This window comes from Pannonibacter sp. Q-1 (genome assembly GCF_054073275.1).
Window position 1 is genome coordinate 172,614 of sequence record NZ_JBSXNB010000003.1, and the last position, 17,589, is coordinate 190,202.

Annotated in this window: 15 protein-coding genes and 1 pseudogene; 7 read left to right on the top strand and 9 right to left on the bottom strand. The window is 63.1% G+C overall.

Going from position 1 to position 17,589, the window contains the following annotated elements; all coding sequences use genetic code 11:
* Positions 1 to 2: 2 nt before the first annotated feature.
* Positions 3 to 1,322: an NAD(P)/FAD-dependent oxidoreductase gene (locus ACVNHC_RS08695; protein ID WP_457167365.1), complete on the bottom strand. Its 1,320-nt coding sequence runs from the start codon at positions 1,320 to 1,322 to the stop codon at positions 3 to 5.
* Positions 1,323 to 1,455: 133 nt separating this feature from the next.
* A complete protein-coding gene (locus ACVNHC_RS08700; RefSeq protein ID WP_457167004.1) occupies positions 1,456 to 2,358 on the bottom strand; it encodes a LysR family transcriptional regulator in 903 nt (300 codons plus the stop codon).
* A gap of 126 nt (positions 2,359 to 2,484) precedes the next feature.
* Here ACVNHC_RS08700 and ACVNHC_RS08705 point away from each other — a divergent pair, with 126 nt between their 5' ends.
* The 6 genes from ACVNHC_RS08705 to ACVNHC_RS08730 all read left to right on the top strand — a co-directional run bounded on the left by ACVNHC_RS08705 (position 2,485) and on the right by ACVNHC_RS08730 (position 8,210).
* On the top strand, positions 2,485 to 2,964 hold the full coding sequence (locus tag ACVNHC_RS08705) for a nucleoside deaminase (protein WP_457167005.1): 480 nt from the start codon (positions 2,485 to 2,487) through the stop codon (positions 2,962 to 2,964).
* Between the two features lie 145 nt (positions 2,965 to 3,109).
* Positions 3,110 to 4,084, top strand: a complete 975-nt coding sequence (locus tag ACVNHC_RS08710) for an ABC transporter substrate-binding protein (protein ID WP_457167366.1) — start codon at positions 3,110 to 3,112, stop codon at positions 4,082 to 4,084.
* Between the two features lie 5 nt (positions 4,085 to 4,089).
* Positions 4,090 to 4,869: an ABC transporter ATP-binding protein gene (locus ACVNHC_RS08715; RefSeq protein WP_457167006.1), complete on the top strand. Its 780-nt coding sequence runs from the start codon at positions 4,090 to 4,092 to the stop codon at positions 4,867 to 4,869.
* Between the two features lies 1 nt (position 4,870).
* Positions 4,871 to 5,725 (top strand): ABC transporter permease, encoded by an 855-nt coding sequence (locus tag ACVNHC_RS08720; protein WP_457167007.1) that lies wholly within the window; start codon positions 4,871 to 4,873, stop codon positions 5,723 to 5,725.
* Complete coding sequence (locus ACVNHC_RS08725) at positions 5,722 to 7,095, top strand: amidohydrolase family protein (RefSeq protein WP_457167008.1); 1,374 nt, start codon at positions 5,722 to 5,724, stop codon at positions 7,093 to 7,095. Before ACVNHC_RS08720 ends, ACVNHC_RS08725 begins: the two co-directional genes overlap by 4 nt.
* 116 nt (positions 7,096 to 7,211) lie before the next feature.
* Complete coding sequence (locus ACVNHC_RS08730) at positions 7,212 to 8,210, top strand: isopenicillin N synthase family dioxygenase (RefSeq protein WP_050474907.1); 999 nt, start codon at positions 7,212 to 7,214, stop codon at positions 8,208 to 8,210.
* Between the two features lie 190 nt (positions 8,211 to 8,400).
* Here the strand turns inward: ACVNHC_RS08730 and ACVNHC_RS08735 are convergent, their stop codons facing one another.
* From ACVNHC_RS08735 to ACVNHC_RS08750, 4 genes are all read right to left on the bottom strand, one after another.
* Positions 8,401 to 9,207 carry an NUDIX hydrolase gene (locus ACVNHC_RS08735; protein WP_050474906.1) on the bottom strand — a complete coding sequence of 269 codons (807 nt, stop codon included), beginning with the start codon at positions 9,205 to 9,207 and terminating at the stop codon, positions 8,401 to 8,403.
* Positions 9,204 to 10,268, bottom strand: a complete 1,065-nt coding sequence (locus ACVNHC_RS08740; protein ID WP_457167009.1) for an ABC transporter ATP-binding protein — start codon at positions 10,266 to 10,268, stop codon at positions 9,204 to 9,206. The genes ACVNHC_RS08735 and ACVNHC_RS08740 overlap by 4 nt, the downstream gene beginning before the upstream one ends.
* Positions 10,269 to 10,280: 12 nt before the next feature.
* Positions 10,281 to 12,035 carry an ABC transporter permease gene (locus tag ACVNHC_RS08745; RefSeq protein ID WP_457167010.1) on the bottom strand — a complete coding sequence of 585 codons (1,755 nt, stop codon included), beginning with the start codon at positions 12,033 to 12,035 and terminating at the stop codon, positions 10,281 to 10,283.
* Positions 12,036 to 12,106: 71 nt separating this feature from the next.
* Positions 12,107 to 14,173, bottom strand: a complete 2,067-nt coding sequence (locus tag ACVNHC_RS08750) for an extracellular solute-binding protein (protein ID WP_457167011.1) — start codon at positions 14,171 to 14,173, stop codon at positions 12,107 to 12,109.
* A 207-nt stretch (positions 14,174 to 14,380) separates the two neighbouring features.
* On the opposite strand from ACVNHC_RS08750, the pseudogene ACVNHC_RS08755 reads away from it, so the two are divergent.
* Positions 14,381 to 14,731: pseudogene (locus ACVNHC_RS08755) on the top strand (Ldh family oxidoreductase); the annotation flags it as partial.
* A 183-nt stretch (positions 14,732 to 14,914) separates the two neighbouring features.
* Here the strand turns inward: ACVNHC_RS08755 and ACVNHC_RS08760 are convergent.
* The 3 genes from ACVNHC_RS08760 to ACVNHC_RS08770 form a co-directional block, all read right to left on the bottom strand.
* Positions 14,915 to 15,640 carry a hypothetical protein gene (locus ACVNHC_RS08760; RefSeq protein ID WP_457167377.1) on the bottom strand — a complete coding sequence of 242 codons (726 nt, stop codon included), beginning with the start codon at positions 15,638 to 15,640 and terminating at the stop codon, positions 14,915 to 14,917.
* An 87-nt stretch (positions 15,641 to 15,727) separates the two neighbouring features.
* Positions 15,728 to 16,024, bottom strand: coding sequence for a helix-turn-helix transcriptional regulator (locus tag ACVNHC_RS08765; RefSeq protein ID WP_457167012.1), 297 nt, complete (start codon positions 16,022 to 16,024; stop codon positions 15,728 to 15,730).
* Between the two features lie 17 nt (positions 16,025 to 16,041).
* Positions 16,042 to 17,364, bottom strand: coding sequence for a type II toxin-antitoxin system HipA family toxin (locus tag ACVNHC_RS08770; protein WP_457167013.1), 1,323 nt, complete (start codon positions 17,362 to 17,364; stop codon positions 16,042 to 16,044).
* Positions 17,365 to 17,589 lie beyond the last annotated feature (225 nt).

Consider the following 17,589-nt stretch of genomic DNA (forward strand, 5'->3'; position numbering starts at 1 on the left):
GTTCAGAAGCCCAGCCGGTCGCGCAGGGAAAACCAGGTCATCGCCAGCACCAGCAGCGGGAAGCGGAAGCGCGAGCCGCCGGGGAAGGAAGGCACCTTGATCCGCTCGAACACCTCGAAGCGGCCCGTCTGCCCGCTGACGGCCTCACCGATCAGCCGACCGGCAAGGCAGGCCATCGCCACCCCGTGGCCGGAATAGCCCGAGGCGGTGATCACATTGGGCGAAAGCCTTGCGAAGAAGGGCATGCGCTTGGGCGTGATCGCCAGCGTGCCGCCCCAGCCGAAATCAATGCCGATGTCCGCCAGCTGCGGAAACACCTTGGCCATAGGCTTGCGCACGAAGGCGGCAATGTCGGAGGGGAAACGGTAGCCGTAATTCTCGCCGCCGCCGAACAGCAGCCGGTGATCGGCGCTCATGCGGAAATAATTGATGACGAACTTGCTGTCCGCCACCGCAACGCCGTCGCGGATCAGCGATTGCGCCCGCTCTGCCCCCAGCGGCTCCGTGGCGATGATGTAGTTGTTGATCGGCATGACACGGGCCGACACCTTCGGCTCCAGCCGGCCGAGATAGCCGTTGCAGGCGAGCACCATGTGGCTGGCGGTCACCTCGCCCGCTTCCGTCTTCACCACAACGCGGGAGGGGCTGGCTGTGTAACCGGTCACCCTTGTGCGCTCGAAGATCTGCGCCCCGGCGGCTACCGCCGCCGCGCCGATGCCCAGCGCGAAATTCAGCGGGTGCAGGTGCCCTGCCCCACGGTCAAGGATGCCGCCGTGATAGAGCGGGCTCGCCAGCCGCTGGCGCACCGCATCGCGCCCCAGCACCTCGTTGCCCTCATAGCCGTAGACCTGTTCCAGATGCCGGGCATAGTCCGCATGGTCACGGGCAATGTCAGGGCGGTGGTCCACATAGAGGATGCCTGGCCGGTAGTCGCAGTCAATCGCATGGTCGCGGATCAGGTCCTGCACCACGGCCTTGGATTCCTCGGCCAGATCCCACAGCAGCCGGGCATCGGACTTGCCGAGCATGTCCTCCAGCGTGATCTGATCGAGCCGTTGGCCCGAACCAACCTGCCCGCCATTGCGCCCCGAAGCGCCCCAGCCGATGCGGTTCGCCTCCAGCACCACCACCGAATGGCCGGACTGCGCCAGCGACAGCGCCGCCGAAAGCCCGGTAAAGCCTGCGCCGATCACCACCACATCGGCCTGAACGGAGCCTTGCAGCACCGGATGCTCGCTCCTCCGGCTCGCGGTTGCGGCGTACCAGGACGAGGGGTGATGCCCCGGGCGGTCATTGGCGGTCAGAAGATCAAGCTGCGGCAAACTGAAGACCCCGGTTGGCACATCCGCACCCCTCCTGCCCTCGAAGGTGCCATGCAACCGTAAGACAGGCCGAAGCCCTTGTGAAGCTTGCCATTACGGCATGGGAGAAGAAAAAATGCGGGGTTGTCCGCCCTCACTTTCCTAGGCTGGCCAGAAGGGCGCTGATTTCGGCGAGGACTGGACCGGTCGCATCGCCAAGGCTGTTGCCGCGGCAGATGGTAATGCTGAGGGTTTCGGTCAGGCGGCGGCTGGCGAGCGGGCGGAAGACAAGGTTGCCGGCTTCGACATCGGCGCAGACGTCGATCCAGGTGAGAAAGCCGATCCCCTTGCCGCGCCGGAGCATGTTCAGCAGCGCCCCGATGGAATTGCTGTTGAACCTGACGCGCGGATTGACGCGCACGCTCAGGATTTCGGCCAAGAGCCGGGTATGCATGGACAGCGCGGCACTGGGCAGGCACAGCGGCCGTTGCAGCGCCTCGGCCAGGGAAACTGGCCCCTCCCCTTCCGGGCCGGAGCCGGGGGCATAGACGACGCCCAGATGGTATTCCTCGCTCTGCACCACGGCGAGGCGGGACAGCCGGGGCATGTTGAAGGCGACGATCAGATCCAGATCCAGCGCCTCGGCCCTGTCGATGATGTCCCGCGTCGTGCCGACCGTCAGTTCCAGTTCCACCACACCGAAAACCGCCTCCAGACGGTCCATGAGCGGATGCACGAGTGTGGGAACCAGCCCTTCCATCACCCCCATGCGCAAGCGCAGGTCCATTGCCAGCTTGGTCTGCTGAAGACGCTGGCTGAAGTTGGTGTCCGCCTCCATCCAGCGCAGAGCTTGATTGCGCAATTCCTCGCCTGCGGCCGTGAGAGCAACCCCGCTCGTGCTGCGCACCAGCAGCGGCGCGCCATAGCTGCGCTCAAGTATCAGCATCTGCCGGCCCAGCGCGGGAGCTGAAATATTCAGCCGCTCGGCGGCCGCGCGGATGGAATCCGACTGGGACACCACGATGAAGGATCTGATCTCGCGCGAGAATGCGGACATGGCGCCTGCCTGACGAACCCGTGGAAAGTTTTTTGTTCCACGATGCAAAATTCTTTGTTCTTTTTTTAACACCGGTCAAGCCGCTACGCTCCCTCCATCATCAGGAAAAACACGGACGCAAGGCGGATGACAGTGGCTGGCGATGACATTCTTCTGCTGCGGGAAACCATCAGGATCGCGGGCGAGGCACGCAAGGCCGGCAATCATCCCTTCGGCGCCCTGCTTGCCTCGGCAGATGGCGCGGTGCTGCTGACGAGCGGCAACACCTATCTGGAGGATCGCGGCACCGGCCATGCCGAACTCAATGTCGCCCGCGCTGCCGCCCGGTCCTATGAACCGGAATTCCTGGCCGCCTGCACGCTCTACACCTCGGTGGAACCCTGCAGCATGTGCGCAGGCGGCGTCTACTGGGCGGGCATCGGCCGGCTGGTTTACGGCATGTCGGAAGCCCGGCTTGGCGAACTGACCGGCAGCAACCCGGAGAACCTCACCATGTCGCTGCCCTGCCGCCATGTGCTGGCCGCAGGCCAGAGAACCGTGACAGTCGAAGGCCCCTTCCCCGAACTCGAAGACGAGATTGCCGAGGCCCACAAAGATTTCTGGTGAAACGGGTTTCTGGTGACACAGCACCCTCTGAGGAACAGGCAACGCGCGCCAGCCTCCCTGGACGCAGCAAAAGGACGGAACGATGACACAGCGCAAGACAGGACTTTCCCGCCTTTCCATCGCCTGCGGCCTTAAGGCCTCCGCTATGCTGACAGGCACCTTCCTCGCCGGCATCAGCCTGTCCGGCGCGGCACTGGCGCTCGACAAGGTGACCTATCAGCTGGACTGGCTGCCGGGCGGCGACAAGGCCCCCATCTATGTCTGCATCCATGAAGGCTTCTGCAAGGACGCAGGTCTGGAAGTCACCCTTGAGCCGGGACGCGGCTCGTCCGAAGCCATCACCAAGCTGGCGACCGGCACCTCCGACATCGGCAGCGCCGGCATCGAAGCGCTGATGGCCGCACGGGCCACGGAAAAGGTGCCCGTGACGGCCGTGATGAACGTCTTCAACACCGGCCCTCATGCCTTCTACACGCTGCAAGGCTCCGGCATCACCTCGATCACGGATGTAAAAGGCAAATCGGTCGCCACCTCGCCCTTCACCTCTTCCAACGTGTTCCTGCCGCTGGTGCTGAAGGAAAACGGCATGTCGGAAGATGATATCACCCTCACCAAGGCCGATCCCGGCGCCCTCGGCCCGCTGCTGATGACCGGGCAGGCCGATGCCATCATCGCCTGGCTGACGGATGTGTCACGCTACACCGGACAGGCGAAGGAAGCGGGCAAGGAGCTTGTCATCCTGCCCTGGGCCGATGCCGGGCTTGAGCTCTACTCTGCCTCACTCGTTGCCTCGGATGCCTTCCTTGCCGAGCGGCCCGATGTGGCGAAGCGGTTCCTGGCAGCCTTTCAGAAGTCGCTGATCTTTGCCCATGACAACCCGGACAAGGCGGCAGAAGCCGTTGCCGCGGTTGTGCCGGAACTGACGGCTGAGGACGTCAAGGGCTCCTGGCTCGATGCCTCAAAGCTTGCCTTCAACAGCAACACGGACAAATACGGCCTCGGCGCCTTCGACAAGGACAGGCTTGCCGCCACCTGGAGCCGGGTTGCCGAAGCCCAGGGCCTTGATCCGGCAGCCCTCGACCCGGAAACCATCGTCGACCGCTCCTTCCTGCCGGAGTGACGCCCGTGGCCCTCGTCAAGGACGCCATCTGCTTCGAAAATGCCGGTCAGACCTTTCTGACCGGCTCCGGCCCTCTCGTTGCGCTTGAGGACGTCAACCTCAGGATCGACCAGCATGAGTTTGTCGCCGTTCTTGGCCCCTCGGGCTGCGGCAAGTCCACGCTGCTGCGGCTGACGGCAGGGCTGATGAAGCCCACCGGCGGACGGGTGTCGGTTTTCGGGCTGGAGGTGACGGGCCCGCGCGAGGACATCGGCATCGTCTTCCAGAATGCGACCTTGCTGCCCTGGGCCAGTGTGGAGGACAACGTCGTCTTTCCGGCCCGGCACATGCGCGGGCGGGTGGATGCGCAGGACCGCGAGCAGGCACGGCACATCATTGCCGCCGTGGGGCTGGCGGGGTTTGAAAAGCGCCTGCCGGGCGAATTGTCCGGCGGCATGCAGCAGCGCGTTGGCATCGCCCGCGCCCTGTTTCTCAATCCGGACATCCTGCTGATGGACGAGCCGTTCTCGGCCCTCGATGCCCTGACGCGCGACGCCATGGGCTACGAGCTGCTGCGCCTGTGGCAGGCAAGCCCGAAGACGGTGCTCTTCATCACCCACTCCATCCCCGAAGCGGTGCTTCTGGCCGACAGGGTGGTCGTGATGAGCCGCCGCCCCGGCCGCATCATCGCCGACCTGCCCGTACCCATGGGCCGCCCGAGAGACGAGAACGCGCTCAGGACAGCGGAGATGCAGGACTACATGGCCCATCTGCGCAACTTGCTGATCCACCGGGAGGCCGCCTGACATGCGCGCAGAAACGACAAGCCTCGCAGACAATGCGCCCGCTGCCCGCCATGGAGCGCAGCAAGCCCCGCAAGGCCTGAACCTGCGCGAAAGACTGGTGCAGATACCTTTCGTGCTGCCGCTGCTCACCTTTGCCGCCCTGCTGGCCTTGTGGGAGGCAGGCACATGGCTCTTTGCCGTGCCAAGCTACATCCTGCCTGCCCCCAGCCGCATTCTCGGCGGCTTTGCCGCTCTCGACATGAGCCGCTGGGTCACGCATGTCTGGGCCACCTTGCGGGTCGCCCTGCTGGGCTATGCAGCCGCCATCCTGATTTCGCTTCCCATCGCCATCAGCCTGTCCCGCTCACCCCTTGCCTCCCGCGCTCTTTATCCGCTGCTGGTGGTCATCCAGTCCGTGCCGGTCGTGGCCGTAGCGCCGATCATCATCGTCGTGCTGGGCACGGGTGATGCGCCGCGTGTGGTCATCACCTTCATGATTTCCTTCTTTCCGCTGGTCGTGTCGATGACCACCGGCCTGATGGCAACGCCGCCGGAACTGATCGAGCTGTCGCGCAGCCTGCGGGCACCCCGGCGCCGGGAGATCCTGCAGATCCGCATGCCCTATGCCACGCCGCACATCTTCTCGGGGCTGAAGATCTCCATCACGCTGGCCGTCATCGGCGCCGTCGTCGGTGAGTTCGTCGCCGCAGAACAGGGCCTCGGCTTCTTCATCCAGTTCTCCACGTCGATGTTCAGGCTGCCGCAGGCCTGGGCCGGTCTGGTGGTTCTGGTTGCCATGTCGCTGCTTCTGTTTCAGGCGGTCAGCCTGATCCAGCGGCTGTTCTTCCCCTGGTCCATGGCAAAGGCAGACAGATGAGCCTGCTGATCACCAACATCACCCATGGCTGGACTGGCGCCGCCGCCGGAACCCGCCTCTCCGGCGCCATCCGTGTCGATGGCCAGAAGATTGCCGCCATCGGCGATCTTGCCCCGCTGCCGGGCGAAGAGGTGATTGATGCCAGCGGCTGCGTGGTGACGCCCGGCCTCGTCAACACCCATCACCACCTGTTCCAGTCCGTCATGAAGGGCGTGCCCGCTGGCATGAACGTGCCGCTGGACGACTGGCTGGCGCAGGTGCCCTACCGGCTCTGGCCGCTGCTGGATGAAGACGCCTTCCGCACGTCGGTGCGCATCGGCCTTGCCGAACTGGCGCTCAGCGGCGCCACCACCGTCTGCGATCATCACTACATCTTCTCCAGCCAGTATGACTATGACCCGGCAGCCGTCCTCTTCGAGGAAGCGGCAAGGCTGGGACTGCGCTTCGTTCTGGCGCGCGGCGGCATGACACGCGGGCGCAGCTTCACCGATCCGGACACCCCGCCTGCGCCGATGGAAACCCTCACCGGATTTCTCGACGGCATCAGCCGGGCCGCCAGCCTGTGGCATGACCCGTCAGACATGGCGATGACACGGGTTGCCTGCGCCCCGGCAACACCGAACTTCAACTTCGATGCGCAGGCCCTGCCGGAGATCGCCCAGGAGACCCGGCGCCTTGGCCTGAGGCTGCATGCGCATCTGTCGGAAAATGAAGCCTACGCCCGCCAGACATTGCGGGATTTCGGGCTGAGGCCTGTGCCCTGGCTCGCCCAGAAGGACTGGCTGGGCGATGACGTCTGGTTTGCCCATCTCGTTGACCTCAGCCCTTATGAAGTCGCGCTTCTGGCCGAGACAGGCACAGCCATGGCCCACTGCCCGCAGGCCAATGCAAGGCTCGGCTCCGGCATTGCCCCGGCAGCAGCCCTTCATGCAGCCGGAGGCACCGTCTCGCTCGCCGTGGACGGGGCCGGCGCCAACGAGGCCGCCGGCATGGGCATGGCCATGTACACGGCCTTCGCGCTGCACCGGGCCGCCCATGGCGTAGAGGCCCTGCGGCCGGAGACCGTGCTGCACTGGGCGACGCAGGGCGGCGCCCACACGCTCGGCCTTGGCGGCGCAGGGCTGCTGGCCCCGGGCATGGCGGCGGACATCACCCTGTTCGATCTCGGAAGCCCTGCCTGTTTCGGCCTGCATGATCCGGCCCTTGCCCCCATGATCTGCGGCCCCTTGCAGGTGCGCCACAGCCTTGTTGCCGGCAGGCCGGTGGTGCAGGACGGGCGCCTGCCCGGCCTCAGCCTGCCGGATCTTGGCCTCGCCGCTGCGGAAGCAACCGCCCGGCTTGCCCACCGGAAGGAGGTTCTACCTGCCTGATCCTCTCCCGCCTGTTTCTCTCCCGCGGGGAGAGGATCAGGGGTACCCCGGAGTAGAAGCTGTCAACGCCATCCCGGCGTGGGTCATTGCTCCTCAATCTCAAAGGAGACTACAGCATGACAACGGCACAACCATACGGCCTTGCCGAACTGAACAAGGAAACCGGTTTCGGCGGCTATGGCGAGGAAGTGGAGCGCGACATTCCCCGCGTGGACATGTCGGACTACTTCAACCGCAAGGACGAGATCTCCGATGCCCTGTGGGATGCGGCCACCGGCATCGGTTTCTTCCAGCTCACCGGACACGGCATTCCGCAGGCCCTCATTGACGAAGCTTTCGCTCTGTCCGAGGCCTTCTTCGATCTGCCGGCAGAGGTGAAGGGGAAGTATCCGCTCCGGCCCGGCACCAATTCGGGCTGGGAATACAAGGCGCAGGTGCGCCCCTCCACCGGCACCCCGGACCACAAGGAAAGCTACCAGATCACCCTGCCGCGCATGCGCGAACTGTGGCCCACCGGAGAGGAGCTGAACGGCTTCAAGGAAATCATGCTCGCCTTCGAGCGCCACAACTGGTCGCTGGCCATGAAGGTGCTGGACTGTTTCGCAGGCCGCCTGAACTTCCGCCCCGGCTTCTTCACGGATGGCCATGATCCGGACCGGGCCGAATACCAGTCCACCCTGCGCCTGATCCATTATCTCGGCATGGAAGACGCCAAGCCGGAGGACTTCAAGTTCTGGCGGGCGGGCGCCCATACGGACTTCGACTGCCTCACCCTGCTGCACCAGAAGGCCGGTCAGGGCGGCCTGCAGGTCTGCCCCGGCAAGGACAGCATGGGCCGCGCCATCGCCTGGACCGACGTGCCTCCGCTGGAAGGCGTGATCACCTGCAACATCGGCGACATGCTGATGCGCTGGTCGGACGACAAGCTCCTGTCCAACCTGCACCGGGTGCGCATGCCCAAGCCCGGCGAATATCTCGGCCCGCGCTACTCCATGGCCTATTTCGCACAGGCCAACATGGACACCGTGCTGGCCGGGCCGGAAGGCAAATACGAGCCGATGACCGCCCACGACTACATCCAGATGCGTCTCGGAGCGAACTTCGGCAAGAAGTGACGCGGGGCCTCCGATACCCGCGCATCAAGCCTTCAAACACGCAAGCGCGGCAAGGGCCTGAGCCGGTCAGAAAATCTGACCGGCATTCATACCAAGGCGCCGAGATGCTGACGCATCACGCCTTGAAAATGCTCAAGCGCCGCACGGGCTTGACCAACTCTCGATGAGTCAAGCTCATCGAGAGTTGGTCTTACAAGGCAACCGAGGCGCCGCCCGTTCCATGGCGGGCGACAACATTCTGACACACAAGGTGGGAGCCAAATTTGATATCCAGCGCCCCTGCAAGGCCCGAGCGCAGTTCCTCCATCGTGACAAGTGTGTTCGATTCGACCTCGCCGTCGATGCAGGTGGGTGTCCAGCCGCGCGGCAGAAAGAGATCGTAGACGGACAGAAGCTCCTGATGAAAGCCCTGGGCGCTGACATAGCAGACCGGCTCCTCGCTGATATGGCGGGCATGTTTCATCAATTCAGCCTCTATGCCAGCCTCTTCCCACGCTTCCTTGACGGCGGTTGTGGCTGCATCGAGATCGTGGGGCTGACCTCCGGCGACCAGGGTATCGAAATAGCCAGGAAAGGCGGTGGAATGGGCCGCCCGAAGCGAAAGCCAGATTTCCGGAGCTTGATCGGCTCCGGTGCTGACCAGACCATTGACATGCACCTTCGTCGCCCAGAGCCCCAGAATCCGCATGGCGCTTCTGTCGATGATGGCGATGGGCTCTGCATCGAAGCGATGGCGCACCGGCATCATCTCGCCGCGTCTCGGCCCGATCAGCCCGGCCTCGAGCAGCAGCAGTCGTGCCCGTTCCAGCCGTTCGGTGAGATCGCCATCATGCGGCATCGATAGCGCCGCGCCGTCTGTCATCATCAACCCGCCATCCATCAGCACCCGCGCGCAGCGGCTGGGAAGGAAACCGAGCGGCGCGGCATGGCCGGCGAGGAAAAACGGGCGGAATGCAACAGGCCAATGGCCCTGTCTGAATTCGTCTTTATGCGTCATGCGGGAAACACCACCACTGCGTCTGGTCTGAAGGAAATCCGGGCCGTATCGCCGACGGCAAGTCTTGCCGGCGACATCAGGGAAAGGCTGCCGCCGACCACATCAAGAACGGTCCGCCACAGGCGGCCCTCGTAAAGGCAGTGGGTCACAGTGCCGGCCAGCGTATTGGTATCGGGTTTCTCCCCGCCATCGCCCATATCTATGCTTGCAGGATGCAGCATCACGGTAACGGCGCCGCGATAGGCGGGGTCGATGTCGGCCGGTTGCGGAACGGTGATGCGCTGATCGCCCACCAGCACACTCCACCTGCCCTCCGGGTCCGCCTCAATCACCTTGCCTTCCATGCGGGTCTCGAAGCCTGCGAGCGTGGCAATCCATCGGGAGCGCGGCGCGGCAAACAGGGTTTCCGGCGAGCCAACCTGTTCGATCTCTCCGCTTTTCATCACCACCAGCATGTCGGCAAAGGAACACGCCTCGAGCGGGTCATGCGTAACATAGAGCACCGTCTTGCCCACCCGCTTGAACAACTCACTAAATTCCTTGCGCATTTCCAGCCGCAATTGCACATCGAGGTTGGAAAGCGGTTCGTCCAGCAGCAGCAGATCCGGATCGGTCGCCAGCGCCCGGGCAATGGCGACCCGCTGTTGCTGTCCCCCGGAAATCTGGGAGGGCAACCGGCCTGCCAGCGGTGCAATCTGCATCAGGTCGAGCAGGCTTTTCACCCGGGCGTCACGCTCAGCGGCGCCAAGCTTCTTCAAGCCGTAGCCAATGATCCTTTCCACCGTCATATGCGGCCACAGGGCATAGTCCTGAAACACCATGTTGAGCCCGCGCTTGTGGGCTTCCAGCGCCCAGCCGGCCGAGGAGATCACGGTTCCGCGAAGCCGCACCTGTCCGTCGTCGGGCCGGTCCAGACCCGCAACGAGACGCAGCAGGGTGGACTTGCCGCAGCCGGAGGGGCCAACCAGACAGGCGACCTTGCCAGTGGGGACTTCCAGCGAAACGCGGTTCAGCACGGTCTGCCGGCCAAAGCGACGGACCACATTGTCGATACCGAGCATGGGTGAAACCTTTCAGGTCCGCTCCACCGGGGCAACCAGACGGCGGATCGCGACGGTAGAAAGGAGGTTGACGATGACGATGATCAAAATTGTTGCGGTGCCAGCGACAAGGGTGGCGGCCGTCGCGGCACCGAACTGGCTCTGCTCGAAGGCGCGATTGACATAGACCGGCAAGACATTCAGCCGGGGCGGCCGCAAGATCGAGTTGATGGCAAGGTCGAAGATCGCCGAGCCGAAAGCGGTCAGTGTGGCCGAAACGAGGGCTGCGGCAACCAGCGGCGCGGCGATGGTAACGATCCGCCGGGTGAGCCCCGCTCCCTGCAGGGCGGCAGCCGACAGCATGCTGACTGGCACCTGCGCCATGGCACCCAAAAGCACCCGGATCGCAATCGGCACGGCACCCGCAATGCCGGCCAGCACCAGGATCGACTGGGTGCCGTAGAGCGATATGCCCAGCCGGTCGAACAGGGGAGAATTCCACATGAAGATATAGCCAATGCCGAGAACGACTCCGGGAACGGCGAGACTCAGCGTGCAGGTCACGTCGATAAGCCGGTTCAGGCGAAAATCGGAAAAGGTCAGTACATAGGCCGCAGCAGCCGACAGGAGGCCGCTGCCCAGGGCCGCTGCCGCGGCAATGCCCAGCGAGGTGCGCAGGGCGCTGACGAAGGCACCGCCGGTGTCGAGCACATAGGCGTAATTCGCAAGCGTCAGGTTGGCAAAGGAGAAGCCGGCCGAAATCCGGTCCGTGAAGGATACCAGCACGCTGGAACCGATCGGGATGATGATCGCAACAGTCAACGCCAGCAGGACGAGGCCATTTGCTATCAGGCCAAAGCGTGGGCCATTGGCCTGGCGCATGCGGGCCCGGCCGCTGAGAAAATCGAAGCGGCGGTTTCGCAGGATGGCGAAATAGACAAGCACCGCCGCCAGCATGATGACGGTGACATAGAAGGCCAGCACTCCCGCCAGGTCGAAGCGGATCGGCGACTGATTAATCGCGACATAGATCGCATAGGTGAGGGTCGGAAAACGGTAGGTGGTCGCCAGCGCCGCCGGCAGGCCGAAATCACCCAGCACATCGATGAAGATCAGCACGGCGCCCGAAAGCACAGCGGGCAGCAGCATGGGAACCCGCACCGTGGCCAGCACGCGCAGCGGCGACGCACCGCAGAGCCGCGCGGCATGGGCATAGTCGTCCATGTCCCAGCGCATCGCCGCTGATACGGTGATGTAGGCGAAGGGAAAGGCCTTCAGGCTCATGATCACGGCGAGCCCCCACGGGTTGAAAACCATGTCGGGCACGAACGTCAGGCCGAACCACTGGTTGGCAAGGCCGCCACGGCTGGCAAACAGGATCCAGCCCTGGGCGAGAATGAAGGAGGGCAGAATGATGATCGCCCAGGTCGCGATATCCAGCGCCGGGCCCAGCACCATCCGCGAGGAATGCCGTATGATGGCAAGTCCGGTGCCGGTAAGGCCGCCGATCACCGCCGCGATGCCGGCCAGAAACAGGGAGTTCATAAGGGACCGCTGCCACAGCGGCCGCTCGAAGACTTCCAAAAGGCCCGAAACACCGATGGCCCTGACCTGCCCGGAAAACAGGCCGGGCACGAAGGCCTGGACGATGACGGTCGCCATCGGTGCGAGCACGAGGATAACAAGCGCGGCGACGACGCAAAGCCCCAGCCAGTCCTCGGATCGCAGGAGGGCTCGTCGTGTGCGGACACCGGTTGCATTGGGAGGGATCGCGGTCAGTTCGCGCATAGCATACTCACAGGATATCCTGGAAGGGAAACCACCCCGGAGCACAAAGCTCGGGGGTGGCGGGACAATCCTTATTGGAGCGCGCGGTCGGCGAACCAGGTCTTGATCTCGGCCTCATTGGCCACAGAGAAGTCATCCGGTGCGACCCGGTAGACGGCACCTTCGGCCGGTCCGTCGGCACGGCGGGTGGCGCCTTCTACGGTCGGTTCGAACAGGCCGTCGGCGGCGGCAGCTTGCGACAGATAAGTCTGCGTTTCGGGCTTGAGCAGCCATTCTACGAATGTACGGGCCGCTTCAGACCGCTTCGTCGAGGCCTGGATACCAACGCCGCGCACGACGCCAGGCGCCCCCTCTTCCGGCCAGACCACTTCGACAGGCGCCTCGCCCGCAGCTTTCAGCGAATAGGCGACCTGTGAAGTGATCAGCGCGAGATCGAGCTCACCCGACACAATGGCGCGGCCGACCGGGCCATTGGTCCGGAACACGCGCATGCCGTTGTCAAACAGGCTGGTGAAATAGGCCTCGGCATTGTCCTTGCCGAGCGAATGGAAGAATTCCGCAACACAAGGATAGGCCGGTGCGGCAATCGCCGGATCGGCCATACCGAACTTGCCGTTGAAGCGGCTATCGGCCAGATCGGAGAATTTTGCCGGCGGGTTGCCGATCCTGTCGGTGCGATACAGCATGACGCAGGAGGCAGCCATGCCGATCGGGAACCATGAGCGGTTTTCCGGCAGATAGGTGCGCCCCGTCTCGTTGAGATTGCCGATATTGGCCGGCTCGACGCCGCGCAGCAACTGGTTCTGGCCGTCCAGCATCTTGAAGCTGTAGGAACCGTTGAAGATCAGCACATCCCATTGGGGATTGGCCGCTTCGGCTGCGATACGGGCGAGGATCTCACCGCCGCTCATCTGTACCACATCGATCTGGCGTCCGGTATCGGCCTCGAACCGTTCGGTAATCACGCCTTCGAAATCATTGGTGTAAAGCACCAGCGGGCCCGGTGCGTCCTCGGCAGCGGCAGGCAGGGAAATGGCGGTAGTAACTGTCATGGCAGCTACGCCGAAGGCTTTCAGAAAGGGTCTCATCGCAATCTCACTCTCAGCCAGGGTCAGGGTTGCCACACCGCTTTCGTCGGCGCGCAGACCCTCGCTAGGGGAGGCAGATGACAGTTCCATGAAATGAACCCGGCCCGGTTTCAGCACGCCCCATCCCGGATTTGGAACAGGCTGATTTCCCTGGAGAATCACGGTTTTGACATAGGCACCGAGTTCGTCGGCAACGCGCCGCAACGTCGTGTTCATCAGGCGCCGCGGAGGGCTGAGAAGCGTCATGGTGAGCGTTGGCCCGATCCAACCGGGCACCACCGGCACAAGCAGGCCCTCCATAACAGCCTTTCTCACGGCAAATTCCGGCAGAAGCACAAGCCCTGCGCCGGACAGCGCGAGCGACAGCAGGACCTCCACGTTGGTGGTGGTGAGCCTTGGGGTGCAGGACAGGACTTCGGCCTCTCCAGCTTCGGACTGAAAGCTCCAGCTGGCCGTGCCGGCATCCAGGCCGTGAACGAAGACATCCGGGAAATCGAGAGAGGCAGGTCCCGGCGCCCCGGCTACACGCGCCGCGACGTCAGGGCTCGCGACCAGAAGCAAAGGATTGCGGCAGATGCGCCGCTGAATCAGGGGCGAGTCTCGCAGTGGCCAGTGATGCGCGTAGAGATAGAGATCGGACGTGTCGCTGGTCTGGTCCAATACCCGGTCCGCCACGTCCACGACAAGATCAAGACCGGGATGGGCCTGCGTCATCGCCGCGATATACAGGCCGAGCGATGATGCCAGCAGAGGCGAGACATTGATGGAGACGCGGCCGGAAATCGCATCCGTGGAGCGCATGAGCCGGTCTTCCGCATGCTGCGCGGCCTCCACCATGGCAAGACCAAGCCTGTAGGCTTCCTCCCCGGCAGCCGTCAGCCTGAACTCGTCGCCGCTTCGGATGACAAGCCGCGCCTTCAACTGCTCCTCAAGGGCCGCCAGCCGGCGGCTCATCGTCGATTTTGGCAATTGCAGCGCGCGGCCCGCTCTCAGAATGCCCTGGTGTTCGACGATGTGCACGAAAAGACGCAGGTCGTTGAGATCCAACATGGTCGGCTCCTCTGACCAGATCCGGCGTCCTGTGCACGCCAGATATACCCAAGCTGTCCGCCAAGCGCAGACCGGCTGCAGGACTGCTAGCGGAGTTAGGTGACAAATTTGTAACAGCTTCGCTGGAGTTCCCGCCAGCAACACGCCGGGACAGGATCAACGCATCCCGGATATCATCCGCGATCGCCTTTGACCGCAAGGATCGTGCTTCTCATCAACGAGTGCATCCATCTGCCGGCACTCAGGCCGGAGGTAGAAGCTCTCACGGAAGAAGGGATTGCCGTCCTTGCCATATGCCCCAGCTATGCGACCGTTGCCCCTGCAGGTGGCCGGAGCCCACTGCTGGGTACCAATCCGTTCGCATTCGGATGGCCGCGCAAGGGCGCCAACCCTTGCATCTTCGATTTCGCCACCTCCGTTGCCGCCCGCGGCGAGATCGAACTGTATCGCCGGGCCGGCAAGCTGCTGCCGCGAGGTTGGGCCATCGACACGAACGGCACCCCGGCGACCGGCCCCGGAGCGGCACAGGCAGGCGCGATGCTGTCCTTCGGCGATCATCACCACATCGGCCTGAACGGAGCCTTGCGGCACCGGATGACCGCACCGCCGGTTCGCGGTTGCGGCACATCAGGACGAGGGATGATGCCCCAGGCGGTCATTGGCGGTCAGAAGATCAAGCTGTGGCCGAACGGGGAGCCCGGGGAGCCGCCACCTTCGGGGCTCTCCTCAGCCAGAGGGTTATCAGTCCAGAAGCGTCTCAAAATCTTCCGTATTGACGCGCGCCGCAATACCGGGCTCCGTGACGGCTGCAGCGTTTGCATACTGGCCCATGACAGCCCACTCACCGCCGTAACGCAACAGGGTAAAGGCCGTGACAAAGGTCTCTCCCTCGAAGGATATCAGGGCAAGCCGCTCCGCCAGTTCGTCAGCGCCATACACTTTTGCAGTCTGAGCCGCCTTGAGCAGTTCAGCCTCATGGGCTGGGCCACTTGGTTTCGGACTGCCAATCTTGATGATGCTGATGGTCTTCAGCCTATCTGCCTGCACGGTACGGATGAATGCAACAGCTTCTGCATCATCAACCAGCACGGCTGAATTTGCGTCCTCAAACTCCCTGGTCATCAGGCTGTACACAAAGACCTGCAGCCCATTTGCCAGTTGAGCGTCGAATTTTGCTTTGTTCATTCCGGTGAAAAGGCCGTAGTTGGCAGGCAATGGACCATTTTTCAGAATGGCCCCCGTGCGGCCAGCATATGCGGCGAAATCGAACTTCACGCTCATTCTATCGGCCGCCGAAGCCGCAACAACTTTATCAAAATCCTGCTGCGCCACTCCTTCCAGATAGGCTGTTACAGCCCCTTCAGGTGTTTTCATATCAGCACCGGATGCGAGCACTTGGTCAGATGCCAAAAGACCAACCCAAAGCACAGTAATGACTGCAAAAATTTTCTTAAAAGAAGGTTCCATCGTCTTCCCTTCCAGACGAGCATTATTTCGGGGACTGACACAGGAGCCAGCCATTTCGCCGGTAGCCTCCCTCAGCTTCAGCACTGATTATTTTGGCCGGTCCACATGGTCATTCTTGGGCACAAAACCAACCCCGAACCCGAACAGGCGGCCAATCCTCTCCATTGTTTCGAGCGTTGGATTCGCCGTCCCGGCTTCGATCTCCGCAACTTGTCGACGGGTAAGCGACAGCGTCTTTGCGAACTCATCCTGCGTCATGCCGAACCCTCTGCGGATCTCCGCTACCGCACCAGGTAGCCTCAGGTCCCCAGTTCTAGCGCGCTCCGCCAGCGTTCTGCGGTTTTCGAGGATCTCCTCTTTCGTTGGCTTTTTCCATCGAGCCATCTAGCGGTCCTTCGCCATCATTGACACGCCGCCAGAACGCTATCTGCTATCTCCATACAGCGTCCCATTGCACGGTCCGTAATGTCCGGAGACGCCCCCAGTTCTTTCGCCATGTCCGGCGCGTGCCGCAGATGTTCTGCAAACGCGGAAAGCGCGGCTACTAGCGCACTGTGCTCAGCGGGATCAGGCATCAGTTCGCCGCAGATGTGCTTCCAATCAGGAAGATGGTCGCGGCCACTGTCACGCATCCCCCCCCATCGGGTGGAGCGAACGATCCCCTCCTTGGCGAGCCGCATGGGCGCGAAATCAAAGAGCGGAGACAGGCGGATCGTGCCGTCCGGGTGCTTGCTGAGAGCCGAATTCCGGCCGTGATTGTCGGGATTGCCGAGCGCCAGATTGGCGATATCGCGCTTCAGGTATTCGACAATGTCCGCAAAGGGATCGGCCGAATATTGGCGCAAGACGCCGATATAGGCCTCATGGGTGCCGACATGCCCGAAATCGGCAACGCCGATCGCCGACACCAGGCTTTCCTGGCCCAGCCGCACGGTTCCGCCGCCTTCTTTCTTCTTCCGGTCGAAACGGGGAATGATCAGGACGCCTTCGGCATAGGTCGAAGGTTCGCTGACATTCAGGCCGATCGCTTGAGCGATCCGCGAATAGAGGGCTTCGCCTTCAAGAATAAGGCGGTCCGAAGGCTCGTTGCTGCGGACCAGCTTGACGATGACATGGCGCACGGCCTCATCATCGGTCACGACGCTGTCGGGATAGTAGAGGCCATCATTCGCCTGCGTCATCGCAACCTTCGGCCATTCGCCCTGCAGGCCGCTTGAGCCGGAGGCGAGCATCCCAAAGCGGTCGGCGGCTTCCATGAACCGATCCGAACGATCAAGGATTTCCGCCTCTGTCACCCCTTGGCGCTCGACACCGCGCAGGCGTTCCGCTTCGGCGTCCGCCGCTTCCCTGATGCGGATGTTGCCGATGCCACCCGTTGCCGATCGCAGCAGCAGGGGCAGATCGGAAGCGCGCGCGCCCTCCGCAAGGCCGAGGTGCCCGGCAAGCTTCCGCCTTGCATGGCCCTGGGGCATAAGATCCAGGAGGAAGGGCGGCCAGCTTCTGCTGTACCGGTTTTCGAGATCAACAGGATAACGGACCGACAAGGCGCGATGATCCCGGACCGTCTTTCCGGCTGCGAACTCCGCCGACGCCACACTAACGAAATAGTCAAGATCGTAATCGGCGATCGACGCCCCCAGGAAGCCGGCCGCGCCGTCCTTCAGTTCCAGGGTCGCAGCGTAATGCCACTCGCCATCAAAATGGGTTTGGAGCGTCAGGCGCATTATTGGACCCTTTCAATGGTTCAAATAATGCATTTTTGGTATTTATTCAACCCATCATAGTGGGTTGAATAACTGATGTTTGGCATACCAACCGCCGAACCGGTCTTGAAAGATCTTGTGCCGGCCAGCGCAGATAGAAAACGCCGCATCGCGACTTCATGAGATAGGCCGGATTGAACAAACCAATGTTCCCCTTGGATGTCTCCCCAAGAAAAACCGGCTTCT

Coding starts and splice junctions, on each gene's coding strand:
- ACVNHC_RS08730 (WP_050474907.1), top strand. CDS start 7,212: ATGACAACGGCACAACCATACGGCCTTGCCGAACTGAACAAGGAAACC.
- ACVNHC_RS08765 (WP_457167012.1), bottom strand. CDS start 16,024: ATGGCTCGATGGAAAAAGCCAACGAAAGAGGAGATCCTCGAAAACCGC.
- ACVNHC_RS08700 (WP_457167004.1), bottom strand. CDS start 2,358: ATGTCCGCATTCTCGCGCGAGATCAGATCCTTCATCGTGGTGTCCCAG.
- ACVNHC_RS08770 (WP_457167013.1), bottom strand. CDS start 17,364: ATGCGCCTGACGCTCCAAACCCATTTTGATGGCGAGTGGCATTACGCT.
- ACVNHC_RS08740 (WP_457167009.1), bottom strand. CDS start 10,268: ATGCTCGGTATCGACAATGTGGTCCGTCGCTTTGGCCGGCAGACCGTG.
- ACVNHC_RS08710 (WP_457167366.1), top strand. CDS start 3,110: ATGCTGACAGGCACCTTCCTCGCCGGCATCAGCCTGTCCGGCGCGGCA.
- ACVNHC_RS08760 (WP_457167377.1), bottom strand. CDS start 15,640: ATGGAACCTTCTTTTAAGAAAATTTTTGCAGTCATTACTGTGCTTTGG.
- ACVNHC_RS08705 (WP_457167005.1), top strand. CDS start 2,485: ATGACAGTGGCTGGCGATGACATTCTTCTGCTGCGGGAAACCATCAGG.
- ACVNHC_RS08750 (WP_457167011.1), bottom strand. CDS start 14,173: ATGTTGGATCTCAACGACCTGCGTCTTTTCGTGCACATCGTCGAACAC.
- ACVNHC_RS08745 (WP_457167010.1), bottom strand. CDS start 12,035: ATGCGCGAACTGACCGCGATCCCTCCCAATGCAACCGGTGTCCGCACA.
- ACVNHC_RS08735 (WP_050474906.1), bottom strand. CDS start 9,207: ATGACGCATAAAGACGAATTCAGACAGGGCCATTGGCCTGTTGCATTC.
- ACVNHC_RS08720 (WP_457167007.1), top strand. CDS start 4,871: ATGCGCGCAGAAACGACAAGCCTCGCAGACAATGCGCCCGCTGCCCGC.
- ACVNHC_RS08725 (WP_457167008.1), top strand. CDS start 5,722: ATGAGCCTGCTGATCACCAACATCACCCATGGCTGGACTGGCGCCGCC.